The organism is Streptomyces sp. NPDC056128 (genome assembly GCF_042263835.1).
In the GTDB taxonomy this organism is placed as follows: domain Bacteria; phylum Actinomycetota; class Actinomycetes; order Streptomycetales; family Streptomycetaceae; genus Streptomyces.
In genome coordinates this window covers 1-17,048 of the sequence record NZ_JBHJVQ010000049.1, presented here as the reverse complement: position 1 = coordinate 17,048, position 17,048 = coordinate 1, and the positions used below count along the sequence as shown (strand labels likewise).

Here is a 17,048-nt window from a genome sequence, read left to right as displayed (position 1 = left end):
GGTGCGCCTCTCTCATTCCGCCCGCACGGGCGAGAACGGAGATCCCATCATGCCCGCTACCGCCGTCTTACGGCAGAGGTCCCGCACACTCGTCATCGCGGCCGCCGTGCCGCTCGCGCTCGCCGCCCTCGCCGACGACGTCCGCGTCCGCCGCCAGCTCCACGACGCGCGCCACGACCCGCTGTCCGGCCTGCCCGGCCGCGCCGACCTGCTCGCCCACACCGGCCGGCTGCTGAACACCGCCAACCGCGACAGCGTTCATCTGATCATGCTGGACGGAAACGGCTTCAAGGCCGTCAACGACACCTACGGCCACGCCACGGGAGACGCCGTCATCCACGCGATGGGCACCCGGCTGGCACGGTGGACGCAGGGCCGCCCGGCTCTGGCCGCCCGCCTCGGAGGCGATGAGTTCGGCGCCGTCGCAGTCCTCCCCAACCGGTCCGCGCTCGCGGTCATCGCCGCTCTGCGCGACCAGATGCAGCAGCCTGTGCACCACGACGGACACACCCTGGGCCTGACCGCGTCGTTCGGGATTGCCCGCGCTGCCGATCTGCCCGGCGAGTCCGCCGACCGACTGCTGCGCGGCGCGGACGCCGCCATGTACCGGGTCAAGCAGGGGCACGCCGCGTTCCCGTGCCTGGCGAGCGTCGCGGACGCCTACGCCAGCACGGTCAACGGCCGCCGCGCGGGCCGCCCCGGCGCACACTTGCCGCTCGCATGACGACGCGGCCGGCACGTCCGGCCGCCCGCCGTCCCTTCATTGAGAAGGACTGCGGTGATGTCCCGCCGCCGGGAGCCCTGCTCATCTGGCGACCTGACCCTGACCGCGCTGCTCCTGCTCGCCCTGGCCGCCACCGGCCTCGCCCTCTGATACGACATCGGCCCTGTGCGATCCGCAGCCGCAGCGCCTGCGGATCGCACGGGGCCTTTCTGCGTTCCGGGGGGTGATAACTCAGTTATCACCCCCCAGCCTTAGCGCTCCGCCCGACACAAGTTAGTAAGCTCGCCCCATGGTTACCCCAAACCCCTCCGGAGACAGGGAAAAGGTTGTCTCCAAGCTGCCCGCGTGGCTGCGCCGTGACCTGAAGGTACGCGCCGCGCAACTCGATGTGGACATTCAGGACGCCGTCTCCCAGGGCATCGAGAGGTGGCAGGCGTCCAACGTTGACCTCACCTCCATCGACACGGCCGGAGGCGTCGCGTGGTCGAGCTGGCTGCCGCCGGGTCAGTGGGCGTCGTTGAAGGAGACGTGCGCCCACCGCGAAATGCCTCTCGTGCAAGGGCTGGCCCAATCGGTAGCCCTCTGGCTGCAAACCCATTCCGCGCCACCCCCCACGCCCTACGCCCGCCGGATCGTCGTCTGCAACCAGAAGGGAGGGGTGGGCAAGACCACCGTCGCCGCGGGACTCGCCGGTGCCTGCGCAGAAGACCCCGCCCTGCAAGTCCTCGTGGCAGCAGAAGACGTTGCCCGCCAGGCGTTCGACGGGAAGGGCCTCTCCAGCGAGGAAATCGACCTTCTCAGGGACGACGAGACCCACCCCGGGCTGGGACTCCGCGTCCTCCTTGTGGACTACGACCCGCAGGGCCACCTCACCCAGCAACTCGGACTGCCGCTCATCGGCATCGATGACCCCAGCCTGGCAAAGTACATGGCCGGCACTCTGCGGACGGGATCGGTTCGAGACCTGATCGTCACGGTGGAGGACAGCCGATTCGGCGGACGCCTCGACGTCCTGCCCGCGTGCGCCGACGCCTTCCTCCTGGACGTCATGATCGCCACGGACCGCAACCGCCAGGCCACGCTCGAACGCGTCCTTGAACCGCTGGAAGCCGACTACGACGTCATCATCGTCGACGGTCCGCCCAGCCTCGGCGTGGGCATGGACGCGGGCATCTACTACGCCCGGCGCCGTGAGAACGAAGCGCCCGGCAACTCGGGTGTCCTCATCCCTGTACAGGCCGAAGACAGCTCCGGGGACGCCTACACGCTGCTGCGCAACCAGATCGACTCAGGACAAGTCGACTGGCGTATCCAGGTCGACGGCCTCGGCCTGGTCGTGAACCTCTACGACGCCCGAGACGGGTACGTCGTCACGTCCTCGCTCGAAGCATGGCGACAGCTCAAGGAACCCCGGATGATCGCCGTAGTCAACCGGCTCAAGGAGCAACGCGAAGCCGTCAGGAACCGCCAGTCGCTCATGTCCTACGCCCCGTCGTCACAGCAGGCAAAGGTCATGCGCCGCGCTGCAAGGGAGATCGTGTGAGTGCCCAGCGAGCTGCGGACCGCGTAGGAGCACCCTCATTCGGCTCCGCACAGAGCAGCCGAGGACGAGCCATCGCAGCAGTCACCGGCGTTGCCCAGATCTCCGAGGCATCCGCCCTCCCACCATCAGAGATCAGCTTCAACCCGGACAACCCACGGGAGGGACTCGGGGACGTCAGGGACTTGGTCGAAAGCTTCACCGAGGTCGGACAGATCGTTGCGATCACCATCGCAACCGTTGACGCCTACCTGGCCAACCGCCCCGGCCGACAGGACGAACTGGACCCGGGCGCCAAGTTCGTCGTCATCGACGGCAACCGGCGCCTGAAAGCCGCACGCGAAGCCGGCCTGCCCTCGGTGAAGGTCATCCCGGGAGACGAGTTCGTCAGTACAGATGAGAGCCTGCTCGAAGCCGCGTTCATCGCCAATGCGCGACGCCTCGACCTCAGCGACCTCGAAGAGGCACAAGCACTGGAACAACTGGTCAAGTTCTATGGCTCCCAGCACAAGGCAGCCAAACGCCTGAGCATGAGCCAGCCGCTGATCAGCCAGAAGCTCTCGCTGCTGAGCCTCACCCCCGAACTCCAAGCCGACCTCGAAGCGGGCCGCCGCAACGTCTCACACGTCCGTAACCTGGCCAAGCTTCCCGCGGAAGGGCAAAAGGCCGAGGCGGACCGCCGCGCCAGTACCGACGCCGCGAAGAAGGCGCGACGCAAGCAAAGCTCTTCGAAGGGTGATAACTCAGTTATCACCCCAGCCGGGAAGGCACCTGTTCCTGAGGCCCGCCCCCCCCAAGGTGATAACTCAGTTATCACCCCTCAGGCAGAGGCACCCCCGTCCGAAACCCCGGCAGTCCCCTGGTCAGATCCGACAGCACTGAACGCGATGATCCGTCAGCACACAACAGCAGAGGTCCGCCTCACACTGGCCAAGCTGCTGGCTCAGTGAGTACACCGGTTGACCCGGCGACATCGCACCGTCTGCCGGGCCAACTCTCCAAGAGCGTGATCATCAAGCGGAAGTCCGTGGCCCACACTGGTCTGTCCTGAATGAGGACTCCCGGTACGGTCGGTCTCTGCGCGGCTACCCGCCCGCGCGGACGCGCGGGTAGCCTCTCGCACCACCGGCCCGGACACCATCCCCCGAATGGGTCGGCCTTACCGTTCAGGCGCTCTAAGGGGCTCCTTCTTGCACAGTGCGCGCAGCAGAGCCGTGGCGTCGCTGTAGGAGAACGCCGGGGCGGCTGACCTGTTCTCACCAGCAGCCGCAGCGTCAGGAAGGCTGGCCTTCCCGCGTCACGGGGATTGGGATGAAACGGGGGAAGGCCGCGCACAGTCTAGCCACGCGAGCGTTCAAGTCGTCCAGGTCGTCCGTGAGACTCCGCAACGGGTGCGGTCCGCCCCTCCTGGGCATCTTGGGGGCATGGATGGCCAGTGGGAGTACCAGTTCGCGACGCTCAACGCCGGCGCGTCTGCATGGGACGAGCAGGTCAACAGCATGCTGGCCGAATGGGGCGCACAGGGCTGGGAGCCCGTGAACCATACGGTGACGGCGGACCGCGAGGGCTTCCCGATGTACTTCTATTTCCTGTTCCGGCACCGCGTCGCTTAGTCAAGCATGTGGAGCGCGGTGTCCGGTCGGCAGTGCGGGCACGCTTTGATGCCGGTCGCGATGGCCTGGCGGGCTTGCTCCTGCTCGATGCCTGTGCTGTTCCTGCCCACGTTCCAGCAGTCGCCGGTGTGGACGTAGACAGGCGGGCTGTGTCCGTTCAGGCCCCGCTCCAGGAGCCAGTCGGGCGGGGCCGGCCGCGCCTCGATGCCGCACTGTTCTTCCGCTGCTCTGCGCTCTTCGTCTTTGATCCACTTCCGGGTGCGCGCCAGGTCGCGTAGCTGCACCCGCTCAAGGAAGCGGAGCACCGTCAGACGCGTCGGATCTGGCTCGTTCACATGTTCTATTTTAAGGTGCGGAGGTCACGCAGCAATCCAGGGGTGGGTTGAACGGAGACGACGACACGATGGAGCCCGCTGATCAGCTCGCCCGGCACGGCATCGACCCCGCGCGCCTGGACCAGGCCCCCGCTCCTCCCGCACGCGCACAGAGGCTTGCCCGCGTTCATGAGGCGTCGCTCCGGGCCTGCGTGGTGTGTGGCGACATGGCGGCAACCGCCCGCGCCGTGGCCTTCCCGGACGCAGGGCCGCGCTGGGTAGACCTGTGCTGGGATCACGGAATGGCAGTCCACCGGCGCGCCCGGATCCCGGGGACGCTGGAGGGCATCACCGCAGACCTGCGGGCAGCGGCCCGGGAAGCCGGCCTTCCGGGGGCAGCGGACCTGACGCTCTATCCTTCGTTCGAGGCGGCCACCGCCGCCTGCCGAGATGAGGGATCATGACCGCCCCTGTACCGCCCATCACCGAGCCGGACTCATCGGCACGCACTTGCCCCGGCGATGAGATCGGACCGTGTGCTGCCTGCCGCCGGCCGACCCACAAATACGGGCGGGGCGCGCACTCGCCGCTGTGTGAGCACTGCGACGCGAAGGCCGTGGAACGGTGGGGCAGGACGCTGCGCGTCGGCTGACCCGCACCACCAGATGCGGACTGACGAGAGTGACGTCCAGGACGTCGCGGCTGCCCCACCCGGCGGTGAACGTTCGGCCCGTCCAAGGAGATCGCCGTGGATGTCGCCCGTGATGCCGCTGGCCGGTGGCGCCACCCCGTACGCCTCCACCGCGTACGCCCCGACCTGTCTGCGAACACCGTGCCCCCGTTCGGCGAGTGAGTCACAGCCCTCTCCGAGCACGAGGGGTGAGCGGCTGAACGCAAGACGGCCGATCCGGCCGATCACCCGAGAGGACCACACACCTGATGTCCCTATGGCCTTCGATCGTTGCCGTACTCGGCACCCTCTCCGGTGCCCTGACCGCCGGGCTCCTCCAGCACCATTCGGCTCGCACCGCACGCGCAGAGGAGCGCGCCGACAGCCACCGCCAAGACCAGCTCGGTGCCGTAACCGACTTCGCGGCGGCCCTAGACGCGCACCGCTCGGCGATGTTCCATCGGGAGCGTCTGGCCCTGACCGAGGAAGGCACCGAGCGCCAACTGGAAGCCCAGACGAGGTCCCACGAGACACGGGCGGCAATCACTGCGCCCCACATACGCCTTCAGGTCTTGGTCCCCGAGCTCGCCGGACCCGCCCAGCAGGCCGCGGATGCGACGTACGCGCTGCGCAAGGCCATCGACCGGGCCGAGCTGGACTCCCGGCGGCACGCGGCGAAGGAAGCGTCGGTGGCCTTCGTCGTCGCGGCCGCCACACTGCTTAGCCCCCACTGCTGACCGAGGGCGGTCCTGGCAGAAGCAAGAACGCTGAAAGGGTGACCAGCGCGCCCGTCGTCGTGCGGGCCGTGTGCGAAGCCTGCACGCAAAACGAGAGAACCTAGTGGGGGTTGAGGGGCCGATCCCTGCATGCTGAACGGACAGCAGGGGGACAGCACTCGTATGACGTGGAGGCGACAGTCGACAGAGCTGGTGCACCGGGGTCCTTTTCTGGCGGTGCACCGCGACGTTGTACGACGTCCGGATGGCACGGAAGGCGTGTACGAGCACGTGTCAGTCTCCGACGGCGTGCGTGTGGTGGCGCTCGATACTGCCGGTCGGACCGTGCTGGTAGAGGACACCTTCTATCTCCAGGGCCGGCGCATGCTGCATGTGCCGGGCGGCGGGACGGAGGGGGAGGACCCGTGCCGCGCAGCGCTGCGTGAGCTGCAGGAGGAGACCGGCCTGGCCGCTGGCCGGCTGGACCCTCTCGGTGTGATCGATCCGCTGCCCGGCACCACACGGGCGCGGACCCATCTGATGCTCGCCACAGATCTCCAGCCGGGCAGGATGCGCCGAGATGCGACCGAGGCAGGCATGACCGTGCAGTGGCGTCCTCTGCACGACGCCGTTGCAGCGGTGCGTGCGGGTGAAATCACGGAAGCCGGCAGCATGGCAGCCCTGTTGCTCGCGGCCCTCACACCAGGTCGCCGCCAGCTCTAGAGTGAGCACATGCTGAAGCTGATCAGCTGGATCAAGCACTGGGTCGCGTATCGGCACGCGGCCGGGAGACTGATCGTGGCGTGCTCATGGTGCTGGACGGTTGCGACGTCGGACGGATTCATGGTGGACCGGCGCACCGGCGTGGCAGTGCTGCCTCCCGGCTGGGACCGGGTGGAAGGTACCCCGCTGTGCCGCCTCTGCCTCAACTGCACTGACCGCCCACTTGTCCCTTGATCCGCTGTTGTGCCGAGAAGGGACACGCGTTCCGGGAACGAGCTCGTGCCGAGGGCTCAGCGGAGGCGTCCCTCGGTTTCCTGCGTGCCACGGTCGGCCGTGGGGCAGACTGCGACCATGGCCTTTGACCCCTACGCAGTTCTGCCTGACTTTGCCGACCGGTACCGCGCCACCCACGACGGCCGCGACCCCTACAGCGACGCGTGGCCGTGGGCCGAGGCGATCGTGCGCTGGCACCAGGACGACTTTCCCCCCAACGTGCCCTTGCGTAGCTACCTGCTCGGAGACGACACGCAGGCCCGCGGGTACCTGGTGGCCGCTGTCGCGGAGTCCCTCCGGATCGCGATGGGGTGGACCGGTCCCGCGATCGGCGACCTGGACCTCGACCGGCTCGGGTCCGAACTGCGCAGCTGGACCGAGGACGAAGACGAGAGCGGAGTCAGGCTCACCCCGGGCGGTTTCGGGTGGCCGGCCCCCACCGGGCCGTACGCCGACCGCTGGCACGCTCTGATGGACGTGGTCGGCAGCGACCCGGAGCAGTGGACCCTGATCCACCGGAGTGTGTACCGCGCATGCGCGAGCCTGCTGTGGCACGCACGTCAGGCGCCTGCCCGTGCGGCCGACTCGTACACGGTGGTGCAGGACTACCGGCTCCACCGGGGCGGCGACTACCGGTCCCTGGCCGAAGTTGCTCCCTCCCTGGGCATGTCGCCCGTACCCGTCCGAGATCCCCGCTGGTACCAGGGATACGACCTGGTTCTCGTCACGGCGCCTGAGACTGGCTGAGTACCAGGAAGAGGGCACCGGTAGACCGGCACCGACTCCTACCGCCTGGCCAGCACGCGGGCACGAGATGCGGAGCCCGCGAGGGCCGGCTGACCTCTGCCGCTACCTGCCTCGACGCCCAGCCGCCCTGCGTTCGTGGCCACGACAGTGCCGTCATTCCTCCTCGACATTTCCGAGCCCGTTGATCACTCCGGAAACCGTCGACAAACGCTGTTCCTAGACATCAACGAAGCCAGCTTGTTACTGATGTCCAAGCTCCCTCTGGAGACGTTGCCGCGGCACGGTCCAGGACGCGATCCTGGGTAAGGGACGCCAAGGCGTCCTAACCGACCCGGACAGGGGACTGGCATGCCGAACCGGCGGCCCCGTGGATACCAGCCGTCATGGAAGCCGCGCGCCCGCACGTGCGAGCTGCTGACGGCAGTGGACGGGATCCTTACGCGTTACGCGGCTCAGCTGCCGCTCACGATCCGGCAGGTCTGGTACTCGCTGATCTCTGACGGCGTGCTGGCCAAAGAGGAGCGCACCTACAAGCGGACGGTGGAGCTGCTGGGGATGGCCCGCCGCTCGGGCCGTATCCCGTGGGAGGCGCTGCGCGACGACACCGAGATCCGCGCCGAACTTGTCGTCTACGACGGGCCGGACGATTTCCGGGCGGGGCTGCGCCGGGCGGCGCTGGATTACCGGCTGGACCGGCAGGCCGATCAGCTGGTGCGGCTGGATATCGTCTGCGAGACGGCGGGGATGGTTCCGCAGTTGGTGGCCGTCGCCGACCCGATGGGTGTGCCGGTGTATTCGGGCAGCGGCTTCAACGGGCTGCCGGCGAAACGCACGGCGGCGCTGCGGGCCGCTGCTGACGGACACCGTGCGGTGCGGGTGTTCGTCGTCTCCGACTGGGACCCGAGCGGGGTCCACCTGTTCTCCGCGCTGGCGCAGGACGTCACCGCGTTCGCCGCTGTAGACGCCCCGGGAACAGAGGTTGTCTTCGAGCGCCTGGCGGTGACCGAGCAGCAGATCGCCGAGTACGGGCTGCCCACCGCGCCGGCGAAGAGCAGCGACCGCCGCTCGTTCAGCGGCACCTCCACCACCCAGGCGGAGGCTCTGCCGCCGGACGTCCTCGCCGCCGTGCTCAAGGACGCGATCACCTCCCACCGCGACATGCGTGTCCTGGCTGCGCTTCTTGAGCGTGAGGATGACGAACGCCGCCGTCTCCTCCAGGGCTTGGGGCGCGATTCCGACGCCGGCTGAACCGGTGCGCTGGGTGCAGCAGGCGCCGCGCAGCCCGGCCGGGCTCGCTGCTAACCGCCGGTTCTCTCCTGACCTTTCGCAGGGAAGGCTGACCATTCTCACCGAACACTGAGTTCAGGCCCGCGTCGCAGGTCAGAAGCCTGACAGGTGGGTTGTTGTGTGAGTTCAGGAAGTGGCGGGCCTGCGCAGAACGACGACGGTCGCGTCGTCGCGGTACAGCTCCCCAGTGCCCTCCTCTTCCTTGCCCTCGCCCTCGCCCTCGGCGGCGGCGACGAGCGCGTCCGCGAGGGTCTGCGGGGCGTCGGCGTGTTCCCGGCACAGTGCTTCAGCCATCTCCTGGTCCACCTGGTCCGAGATTCCGTCGCTGACGAGCAGCACCAGTGGGATGTCCTCAGGGATCTCCAACTGGCGGCACGTCATCTCGGTCGCCTGCGCGAGGCCGAGCCTCGCCCAGTTGTCCTGGGTCTCCGCGATCTCAATGGGAACGCCGCCGTTCCAGCGCAGCCACTGGCCCATGGTCTGGTCCGTGCTCCACTGGGTGAGCTTCTCGCCGTCCCAGCCGTACGCCCGGCAGTCGCCAATCCAGTGGATGCCCGTGGGGCGGCCCGGCTCCATGGAGGCGTAGACGGCGGACATGTGCGGCGGGTCGTCGTACGCGTCGACCATCCGCCCGGCAGTGGTCAGGCCGACAAGCCCGCCCATGGCCATCCCCATGAGGGTGATCACGGACGGTGCGTGCCGGGCGAAGTCGACGACTTCCTCGCGGTGGCCAGCCCCGTCCACGACGGCCGCGCACACCCGGTTGCCCCGCCTGTGCACGTGGGCGCCGTCCGCGCACGGCGGCTCGGTCCCCGGCCGCTGGGCGACGCCGACCGCTATCTCTGCAGTCGCCGTGGTCTTCTCGATGTCCGTCATTGGACTCCTTCCTCCCGCGTGCGCCTCGGCGGCCTCGGCTCTGTGTTGGATGGACGCGGACCGGCTCGCTTAACCATCGGTGAGAACGAATGCTGGTCACCAGCCTTCGCTGAGAACCACTCAACCTCCGCTGCGAGACGTCATCTCCGCTGATCAGTCTGGAACGCGGGCGTCATCGGCACGCCCCCGCATCAACTCATAAGAGTTATATCGAAAGGCTAAATCCAGAGCTAATGATCTGTTAGGTTGGAGTGAGGAGGTGAGGCGCATGGCTGCGTCGCAGGAGGAGCTGTTCGGGCTGGTGGATGCCCTGCTGGAGGAGGAGCCGCAGTTGCCGCCGCCGGCGGAGCGGGCGCGGTTGCGGGAGGCGGCCGGAGTGACGCAGGCCCGCCTGGCGGCCGCGTTGCAGTCGACCGCGCAGACGGTCAAGAACTGGGAGAACGGTCGCTCCGAGCCGCGCCCGCCACGCCTGGAGGCGTATCAGCGGCTCCTGGCCGGATGGGCGGCCAAGCTTCCGAACCCCGCTGCCGCACCACAGGCGCCAGCCGCGGTGGTGGATGCCGCCCAGGCGCCTCCTGCCCCGGCGGTGGAGGCCCCCCCGGAGCCCGCGGACCGGGAGCAGCCTGCCCAGACGGAAGCAGAGTCCGTGCCGCCGCCCGCCCCCGCGGTGGCTGTCACGCCCCCTGCTGCTGCCGTACGTTCGGCCGCCCGCACGGCGGTACCGGCGCGGAAGCCGGCGGCGGCCGGGACGGATCCGCGGTTCGCGCACGGTCCGCTGCTGGCCCTGGACGGCGACGGGAACGCCTACGGGGTCGGCGGCCTGGTCCTGGAGTGCCCGGCCCGTACGGTTCCGGCGCTGGTGAAGTGGACGCTGGAACAGCCGGTGGGCGCGCCCGCGCTCAACCGCTACGGCCGTCCGGCCGACCCGCTGGTGGTCCTGACCCCTGCCGCCGCCGTCCAGCTCGGCCTGCCGGAACGCCTGGAGGGGCATGAGCAGCGTGCCGGTCTGCGTCTGCCCGAGGACCACCCGGTGGTCAAGCAGGTGACGAAGGCGAAGTGGAAGCTGACCCGCCGGGGGTTCGGACCGTGGGCCCGCGTCTACCGTCCGGCGAAGGCCGGCCAGCGCCAGTGCGTGCAGTTCGCCGTCCTGTCCTGGGGAGCCCTGGACGCCCGCTCCTGGCCCGGCGTGGACGGCCTGGAACCCCCCGAGATCGCTCACGTCCTGGGCACCTACGCCGCCCGGGTCCTCACCCCGCGCGGCGGCACCGCCGTCAACGGTCTGGAGCTGATGACCGCGCTGCGCCCGCCGACCCGCCCCGTGCGCGACGCAACGACCGGCGGGTGGAGCTCCGGCCACAACCCCGGCTCTCTGGGCACTGAACCAATCGATCCTGCCCCGCCCGAGGCCCCGCCCGAGCACCCGCTGGCTCAGGGCTGGAAGCGCGGCTTCCTGGACGAAGAGGTCTTCCACTGGGTGCGCGACGTGGACCTGCTCGCCTGGGAGGAGGCGGCCCTGCCGTTCGCGCTCGGCTTGGACGTGAACAGCGCGTTCCTCGCCGCCGCCTCCCGCCTGCCGGTGGGCCTGTGCGCCCCGGTACACGAGATCGGTCCGGTCTTCGACAAGAAGGTCCCCGGCTCCTGGCTGGCCGACCTCTCCCACATCGCACTGGACGAGCGCCTGCCCAACCCCTTCACCCCCACCGGACAGCGCCCCGCCGGCCCGGCCTGGTACGAGACCCACACCCTCGCCTACGCCCAGGAACTCGGCCACAACATCGAACCCATGGAAGGGTTCCTGCGCCGCGAGGCGGGCGCCTACCTCGACCCGTGGCACGACCGCCTTAAGGCCGCGCTGCTGGCCACCATGGACGACCTCGGCGTCCAGACGGGCATGGACGACACCGCGTTCCTGACCGCCATGGAACAGCTAGGCCAGCAGGATCCCGGCGCCGTCGCGGTCCTGGCAGCCGTCAAGGCCACCGCCAAGGGCGGCATCGGCAAACTCCGCGTCCGCGCCAAGGGCCTGCACTACGTGAAGGGGGAGCGGTGGCCGGAGCTGGAACGGCCGACCTGGCGCCCCGACATCCGCGCCGCGGTCATCAGCAAGGCCCGCGTCAACATGCACCGCAAGATGCGGCACATGGCCTCCGCCGGCCTGTACCCGCTCGCGGTCCTGTCCGACTGCGTCGTCTACCCCAGTCCCGGCCGTAGCCCGCTCGACCTGCTGCCGTACACGACCAGCGGCAAGCCGCTGCCCGGCGCGTTCCGTCTCGGCGTCCAGCCGGGCCTGGTCAAGCTCGAAGGGGTCCAGCCCATGGCGTGGGCCATCGACCTGATCGAGAAGGGCGGCAACCCCGCACAGCTCATCAAGGGCGACGGCCACGACGCCGTCTGGGACGAAGGAGAGTAGGCCGTGGCACGCAGCATTCGCCCCCAGAACGCGGACCAGGACGACGTCCTGATCGACCAGGCCCTGGAACGGGCCGGCCGCGAAACGTACACCACCGCCCCGCCCCGCACCCTCAAAGGACAGATCAACTACCTGATGCGCCAGCTCGGCACCGCCCGCGCGGTCGCCGCCGAACTCGGCGTCACCGCCGACTCCGTCAACCGCTACCGGCGCGGCGCCCGCAAACACCCGCCCAAGGCAGTCCAGGACCGCATCACCGACGCCGTCCGCTCCCGCTGGCAGCCCCGGGTCCGCGAACGAGCCCGGCGCCGCGCCGCCGCACAGAGCGGCATCACCGTCGAGTTCCGCGCCACCTTCGGCTACAAGGCGCCCATCGGCACCACCGACGAATCCCGCGAGCGCCTGCTCACCGTCCACCTGCCCGCGGCGTGGGCGGGGCGGCTGTTGGACGCGCAGGCCGGCCGCTCCGGCGAGAGCCCCAACGAGGTCCTGGCCGCCGCCGCCGGCGAACTCTACTTCCGCGACGGCGGCACCCGTGCGGGCAATCTGGACGTGGAGCTGACCGGTATCGACTACATTGCCGCAAAGTTCTGAAAAGCCAGACCCTCAACTCCCCAAAGGACACGCCCACATGCCGCACCGCGACAGCACACTGATCGACCCGGACAAGAGCCCCCTGGCTGACCTCGACGAGGAAGCCCTGCGCCTGGCCGACGTCCTCGCCGCCCACCCCGACGTCACCAACTCCACAGGCCTCGCCGACGGAGCCGATGTCGTCTTCACCACCGCCCGCGGCACGTGGCTTCTCACCTTCCAGGAAGAAGCCGACCGACGTGTCATCCGCGAGCCCTCCGACGCTCCCGCACCGGCATCCGGCAGGACGCTCTCCGTGGACGTGGTCACGGACGTGATCGCGCCCGCACTGCTCGCCCACCCCGCCTACCAGACCGTCACCGACGCCAGCGTCGGCGGACTGTTCATCGCCATCCACCTGACGGGCGGCCGGCACTACACGCTGTCCGTACGCCCCCGACCCGAAACCCGCGAGGACAGCCGCTGACACCGGCACACCAGGAGACAGGCGAGGCCCCCGGCAGGTTCGATGCCGGGGGCCTCACCCACTCATCCGAACACGGCCCGACCAGCACAGCAAGCACCCCCACGCCGTCCATCGCGCCAACCACCGGCGCAGCGAGGACCTTTCCCGGCGCGGTCCCGATGACCCGGCACCACCGCCTTACGCCACCACGATCCGGTGTCTATCCTTGCTGCCATGGCTGTTACCACGATGACCCTGCGCGTCCCCGACGACCTGGCCCCCTCGATCCGGGCCGCCGCCTCCGAGGCCGGCCTCTCCGTCAACGCCTACGTCGTGCGCGCCGCCCGACGCGCAGCCACCCTCGATGCCGCGAAGCAACTCGCCACGCTCGGCCTCGGCGACAACCTGGCGGGCGAGGGCGACGCCCTGTGAACCGCGGGGAACTCTGGACGCTCCCCGACGGCCGCGACATCCTGATCATCAGCCTGACCGGCCTCGAAGAGGCCTACGGTGCCATCCTCGCGATCGTGCTCCACGACAGCGGCCGCTACCCCGACACCGCCATGTCTGTCGTCATCAGCGACCCGATCCCCTGCACCGCCGTGGCCGTCAACATCGTCCAGCTACGCGTCGACCGCTTCGACGGCGCCAAACTCCACGGCCCGGTCGACACAACGACCATGGCCCGCGTGGACGCCGCTCTGCGCGCTGTCCAGGACCTGTAGCCCCTACCCGTCCCGGACTCCCCGGCCAATCCAGCAGCAGGCGAAGAAGGCGCCGGCCGACCACCCTCAGGCGGGCTCAACCCAGACCTCGAAGTCCAGACCGCCGATCTCCACTCGAAGCCTGGCCTCTCCCAGGGGCGTAGGAAACGCGGCGATACGGCTGACGAGAGGGTGATCCGCCAACAGCTCCACGATCAGGTCACGAACACCTTCACAACTCGGACCCCTCGTCGGCGTGATCCCAAGGTCTTTCGCATCCATCCCAGCCCTCCCAGCTCTACTCCTGCCCCCTCAACGACCGACCGTCGCATGAGTAAGGCACTGCATTCGGCAGTCGCTCACGCCCTTCAGCCACTACGCCCGCAGCGGCGGCAATTCGTGAAACTACCTGCACACACGCGCCATACCAGATGCAGCGCACGAAGGGCGGGCGTCCCAGAAGACGCCCGCCCCACCGCCCACGCGCCGCTACGCCGTCGCCGGGGCCTGCCCGGCCCACTCCAGCCCGAGCCTGGCCAGCAGTTCCAACTGCTCAGCGCTCAGCTTCGCGCGCCTGGTCTTCGTGTTGGCCAGCCACACCCCGAGCTTGACCTCGGCTCCGTCCGGCAGGGTCTCCACGTGCTGGCGGCTGACCGGCCCCGCAGACCCGGTGCGCTCCCGGTACTGCGCCAGCGCCGCGCAGCCCCGCTCGAAGGCCGCTGAACCGCCCCGAGACGGCTTCACAGGCGCATCCTGCTCCGCAGGCAGCGGCACGACGCCCAAGGCCGTCAGCCGCTCGCGCTGGCCCGCCGACAGGCCTTGCCAGACCACATGCTGACGCTGCCGCTCAAGCCACCGCCCCACATCATCCCCCTGCGACGTCACCCCCGGCACGATGTCCACCAGGTCGGCCCCGAGCGCCAGGAGCCGGTCAACGCCGGCGTAGTGACGCTGCCAGTCCACGGGCCACGACGGGCGCCAGTCCGCATCGATCGCCGCCAGCTGCTCCGCCCGCCGCTGCGCCCGCCCCGCGTCCTTGCCCAGGCCGCCGGTCTTGCGGCAGTTGGCCAGCCACTGACCCACCGGCCTGTCCAGCGCCGTCGCCGTGACCGGAGCAGCCAGGCTTCCCGTTTCCGCGTAGTAGGCGCGGGCCGCCGCCAGGTTCTCCTCCCACGCCACCTCCGAGGGCTCCCACACCATCCCCAGCTCGTCCAGGTCCGCCGCCCGCTCCGACACCATCGTCCCCGCCTGCAGGGCCCGCCGCTGATCGGCCAGCCACCGCCCCAACGGGAACGAGTGCCCGTTCGGCGTCAACTCCCGGTGCTCGTACGGCACCGCCAGATGCCCCATCCGGCCCCGGTACGCGACCGCGGCCTGGTGACCGGCCTTCCAGTTGGCATGCTCCGGCTGCAACAGGTTGTAACGAACAAACCGTGCAATCAGTGCAGGGTCACGGTGCGCACCGAACCGCAACAGCAACCGCTCCTCCTCCTCACCCTCCTCAGGCGCCTCGCCCAGATATGAAGGCGTCTGCCCCGTACGCTGTATTCCCTCCTGCGGAACCGCAAGCATTTCCACGGCCCGCTCATCATGCGCACGCAACCCAGAAAGAACCTTCACCAACGGCCGATAAGAAATCGAATACGGCATCCCCTCAGCCGTCTCATCCGGCCCGATAAAAACCGGCACAATCAACGTCGCCAATTTCCCCTGACCCGGCTTCTGCCGCAACGCCCGACCGATCGCCTGAACAATATCGACCGCCGAACCCTTCGGATCAATCAGAGCGACCGAATCCACCGACGGCACATCCACGCCCTCACCGAGAACACGGCAATTCGACAACACGGCACGCCCGGCACGCCCCCCAAACGCACGCAGCCGCTCCGCCCGCACATCGGCGTCATGCTCCCCCGACAGCCACTGCGCCCACACGTCTTCCGGATACCGGCCGGCGTCCTCGCCGTGCAGCCGCTTCGCGGCCCGCTCCAACCCCTCCGAGAACGCCCGCGCCTCAACCGTGCGGTGATGGAACGTGATACACCGCGTCAGGCCGTGCTCGGCCATCGTCTCCAGCAGTGCGGCCTGCAAGACGGCCAGGCGCTCCCCGCGCACGGTCTCCTCGTACCGCTCCTCGCCATACAGCCGCTCCGGCGTCAGACTCTCGTCGCGCAGCTCGACCACCACGATCTGATACCGCGCCAGCAGCCCCCGCGCAATCGCCTCCGACAGGTCCAGCTCGAACAGCAAAGGCCCGTAGATGGCCTCATCATCCATCGAACAGGCCATCTCCTCCGGCAACCGGTCCCACACCGGCTCCTCACCGGCGCGCTCCCCGCGACGCCACCGCGGCGCCGGCCGCTCCATCCAAATCCGCGGCGTCGCCGTCATGTACAGCCGCCGCATCGCCGGCACCTGCTCCTGATCGTGCACCGCCGCCCACGCCTTACCCAACGACCCACTCGTCCGGTGCGCCTCATCCACCAGGACCAGGTCCCACACATCCATAGGAAGCCCGTACTCACCACGGTGCGCCTCGATCAGCACCGGCAGCGACGCATACGTCGCGAACACCATCACCGGCCCCTGCCCGTGCCACAGAGCAAGCTGCGGAGCACTCGTCGTGGACTTCACCTCCAGCGCGTACAAACGCGGATCGTCCTCCATCGAGCACACCGCAACCGCCGGGCCAGAATGCCCGAACGCACGCCATTCCCTGACCGTCTGCGCCAGCAATTCCAGCGTCGGAACCAGCACCAGAACCCGCCCATGCGGGACCAGACGCTTGACGGCCGCCGCACCGATGAACGTCTTTCCCGTACCGCACGCACTGACCACCGTGCCCCGCAACCCCTGAGGCGGAATCCGTTTCCCTGGAGGAATATCCAGGCCCGTCACGATGGCGTCCACTGCTTCGATCTGGTGCGGACGGAGGGCGAATTCAGCCGCCATTGCAGGTGTCTCCATTCGGGAGAGGAGCGGTGGTCGTCTACTCGTGATCCTACCCGCTGCATCACACGATGCACAGGCCGGATGCATCAAAACATCAGTTCGGCCGATATCCGCCTCCATGGCAGGCGGAGTGTGCTACGGTCGGCGCAGTCACACGGGGTCGGAACAGTCCATGATGGTGAGGGAGGGTAAGGGGTGCCAGATATGACACGCTGTCAGCACATCGACTACTGCACCTCGAAGGTTTCGCGAGCCTGCCACATCCTGCCCGTCAGCGCTCGGCCGGCCTCCCGGGTGGGCGCTGACTCCTTCGTGATCCTACCTGGTAGCCGACTTGATACACCCTCACCCCTCCTACTGCTGCCGGTTTGTGACCGGGAGGGCGGGAGCGTAAGCGGACGGCCCGTTCACGATGACATTCGGAAGGTTTCGCATTGGAGCGTAAGCGGAAATGCTATTT

Annotated in this window: 17 protein-coding genes; 14 read left to right on the top strand and 3 right to left on the bottom strand. The window is 68.9% G+C overall.

The genetic code is table 11. The features are described from left to right. The first annotated feature begins 49 nt into the window (after nucleotides 1–49). The 4 genes from ACFC1X_RS39260 (at nucleotide 50) to ACFC1X_RS39245 (ending at nucleotide 3,877) form a co-directional block, all read left to right on the top strand. Entirely contained in the window at nucleotides 50–724 is a 675-nt protein-coding gene (locus ACFC1X_RS39260; RefSeq protein ID WP_376364057.1) for a GGDEF domain-containing protein, read from the top strand. Nucleotides 725–1,013: 289 nt separating this feature from the next. Then, nucleotides 1,014–2,267, top strand: a complete 1,254-nt coding sequence (locus tag ACFC1X_RS39255; protein ID WP_376364054.1) for a ParA family protein — start codon at nucleotides 1,014–1,016, stop codon at nucleotides 2,265–2,267. Then, the gene (locus tag ACFC1X_RS39250; protein WP_376364052.1) at nucleotides 2,264–3,214 is read left to right on the top strand and encodes a ParB/RepB/Spo0J family partition protein; all 951 of its coding nucleotides are present in this window, start codon (nucleotides 2,264–2,266) and stop codon (nucleotides 3,212–3,214) included. The genes ACFC1X_RS39255 and ACFC1X_RS39250 overlap by 4 nt, the downstream gene beginning before the upstream one ends. A 474-nt stretch (nucleotides 3,215–3,688) precedes the next feature. After that, nucleotides 3,689–3,877: a hypothetical protein gene (locus tag ACFC1X_RS39245; protein ID WP_376364049.1), complete on the top strand. Its 189-nt coding sequence runs from the start codon at nucleotides 3,689–3,691 to the stop codon at nucleotides 3,875–3,877. Here the strand turns inward: ACFC1X_RS39245 and ACFC1X_RS39240 are convergent. Next, nucleotides 3,874–4,212 carry a DUF6233 domain-containing protein gene (locus ACFC1X_RS39240; RefSeq protein ID WP_376364046.1) on the bottom strand — a complete coding sequence of 113 codons (339 nt, stop codon included), beginning with the start codon at nucleotides 4,210–4,212 and terminating at the stop codon, nucleotides 3,874–3,876. The genes ACFC1X_RS39245 and ACFC1X_RS39240 overlap by 4 nt on opposite strands. A 918-nt stretch (nucleotides 4,213–5,130) precedes the next feature. On the opposite strand from ACFC1X_RS39240, the gene ACFC1X_RS39235 reads away from it, so the two are divergent. The 5 genes from ACFC1X_RS39235 (at nucleotide 5,131) to ACFC1X_RS39215 (ending at nucleotide 8,568) form a co-directional block, all read left to right on the top strand. Further along, nucleotides 5,131–5,598 carry a hypothetical protein gene (locus ACFC1X_RS39235; RefSeq protein ID WP_376364044.1) on the top strand — a complete coding sequence of 156 codons (468 nt, stop codon included), beginning with the start codon at nucleotides 5,131–5,133 and terminating at the stop codon, nucleotides 5,596–5,598. A gap of 129 nt (nucleotides 5,599–5,727) precedes the next feature. Next, a complete protein-coding gene (locus tag ACFC1X_RS39230) occupies nucleotides 5,728–6,300 on the top strand; it encodes an NUDIX domain-containing protein (RefSeq protein WP_376364041.1) in 573 nt (190 codons plus the stop codon). A gap of 9 nt (nucleotides 6,301–6,309) precedes the next feature. Then, nucleotides 6,310–6,534 carry a hypothetical protein gene (locus ACFC1X_RS39225; protein ID WP_376364038.1) on the top strand — a complete coding sequence of 75 codons (225 nt, stop codon included), beginning with the start codon at nucleotides 6,310–6,312 and terminating at the stop codon, nucleotides 6,532–6,534. 117 nt (nucleotides 6,535–6,651) lie between these two features. Beyond that, nucleotides 6,652–7,320: a hypothetical protein gene (locus tag ACFC1X_RS39220; RefSeq protein WP_376364035.1), complete on the top strand. Its 669-nt coding sequence runs from the start codon at nucleotides 6,652–6,654 to the stop codon at nucleotides 7,318–7,320. Nucleotides 7,321–7,668: 348 nt separating this feature from the next. Beyond that, nucleotides 7,669–8,568, top strand: a complete 900-nt coding sequence (locus tag ACFC1X_RS39215) for a hypothetical protein (protein ID WP_376364032.1) — start codon at nucleotides 7,669–7,671, stop codon at nucleotides 8,566–8,568. A gap of 165 nt (nucleotides 8,569–8,733) precedes the next feature. Here ACFC1X_RS39215 and ACFC1X_RS39210 read toward each other — a convergent pair whose 3' ends face one another. After that, nucleotides 8,734–9,483: a PP2C family protein-serine/threonine phosphatase gene (locus ACFC1X_RS39210; protein ID WP_376364029.1), complete on the bottom strand. Its 750-nt coding sequence runs from the start codon at nucleotides 9,481–9,483 to the stop codon at nucleotides 8,734–8,736. Nucleotides 9,484–9,751: 268 nt separating this feature from the next. On the opposite strand from ACFC1X_RS39210, the gene tap reads away from it, so the two are divergent. The 5 genes from tap to ACFC1X_RS39185 all read left to right on the top strand — a co-directional run bounded on the left by tap (nucleotide 9,752) and on the right by ACFC1X_RS39185 (nucleotide 13,657). Further along, nucleotides 9,752–11,893 (top strand): telomere-associated protein Tap, encoded by a 2,142-nt coding sequence (gene tap / locus ACFC1X_RS39205; RefSeq protein WP_376364026.1) that lies wholly within the window; start codon nucleotides 9,752–9,754, stop codon nucleotides 11,891–11,893. A gap of 3 nt (nucleotides 11,894–11,896) precedes the next feature. Beyond that, entirely contained in the window at nucleotides 11,897–12,487 is a 591-nt protein-coding gene (gene tpg / locus ACFC1X_RS39200) for a telomere-protecting terminal protein Tpg (protein WP_376364024.1), read from the top strand. A 37-nt stretch (nucleotides 12,488–12,524) separates the two neighbouring features. Continuing rightward, nucleotides 12,525–12,953 (top strand): hypothetical protein, encoded by a 429-nt coding sequence (locus tag ACFC1X_RS39195; protein WP_376364021.1) that lies wholly within the window; start codon nucleotides 12,525–12,527, stop codon nucleotides 12,951–12,953. Nucleotides 12,954–13,166: 213 nt separating this feature from the next. Next, the gene (locus tag ACFC1X_RS39190; protein WP_376364018.1) at nucleotides 13,167–13,364 is read left to right on the top strand and encodes a toxin-antitoxin system HicB family antitoxin; all 198 of its coding nucleotides are present in this window, start codon (nucleotides 13,167–13,169) and stop codon (nucleotides 13,362–13,364) included. Then, nucleotides 13,361–13,657 carry a hypothetical protein gene (locus tag ACFC1X_RS39185; protein ID WP_376364015.1) on the top strand — a complete coding sequence of 99 codons (297 nt, stop codon included), beginning with the start codon at nucleotides 13,361–13,363 and terminating at the stop codon, nucleotides 13,655–13,657. The genes ACFC1X_RS39190 and ACFC1X_RS39185 overlap by 4 nt, the downstream gene beginning before the upstream one ends. A 468-nt stretch (nucleotides 13,658–14,125) precedes the next feature. Here ACFC1X_RS39185 and ACFC1X_RS39180 read toward each other — a convergent pair whose 3' ends face one another. Then, on the bottom strand, nucleotides 14,126–16,588 hold the full coding sequence (locus ACFC1X_RS39180; protein WP_376364012.1) for a Helicase associated domain protein: 2,463 nt from the start codon (nucleotides 16,586–16,588) through the stop codon (nucleotides 14,126–14,128). Nucleotides 16,589–17,048 lie beyond the last annotated feature (460 nt).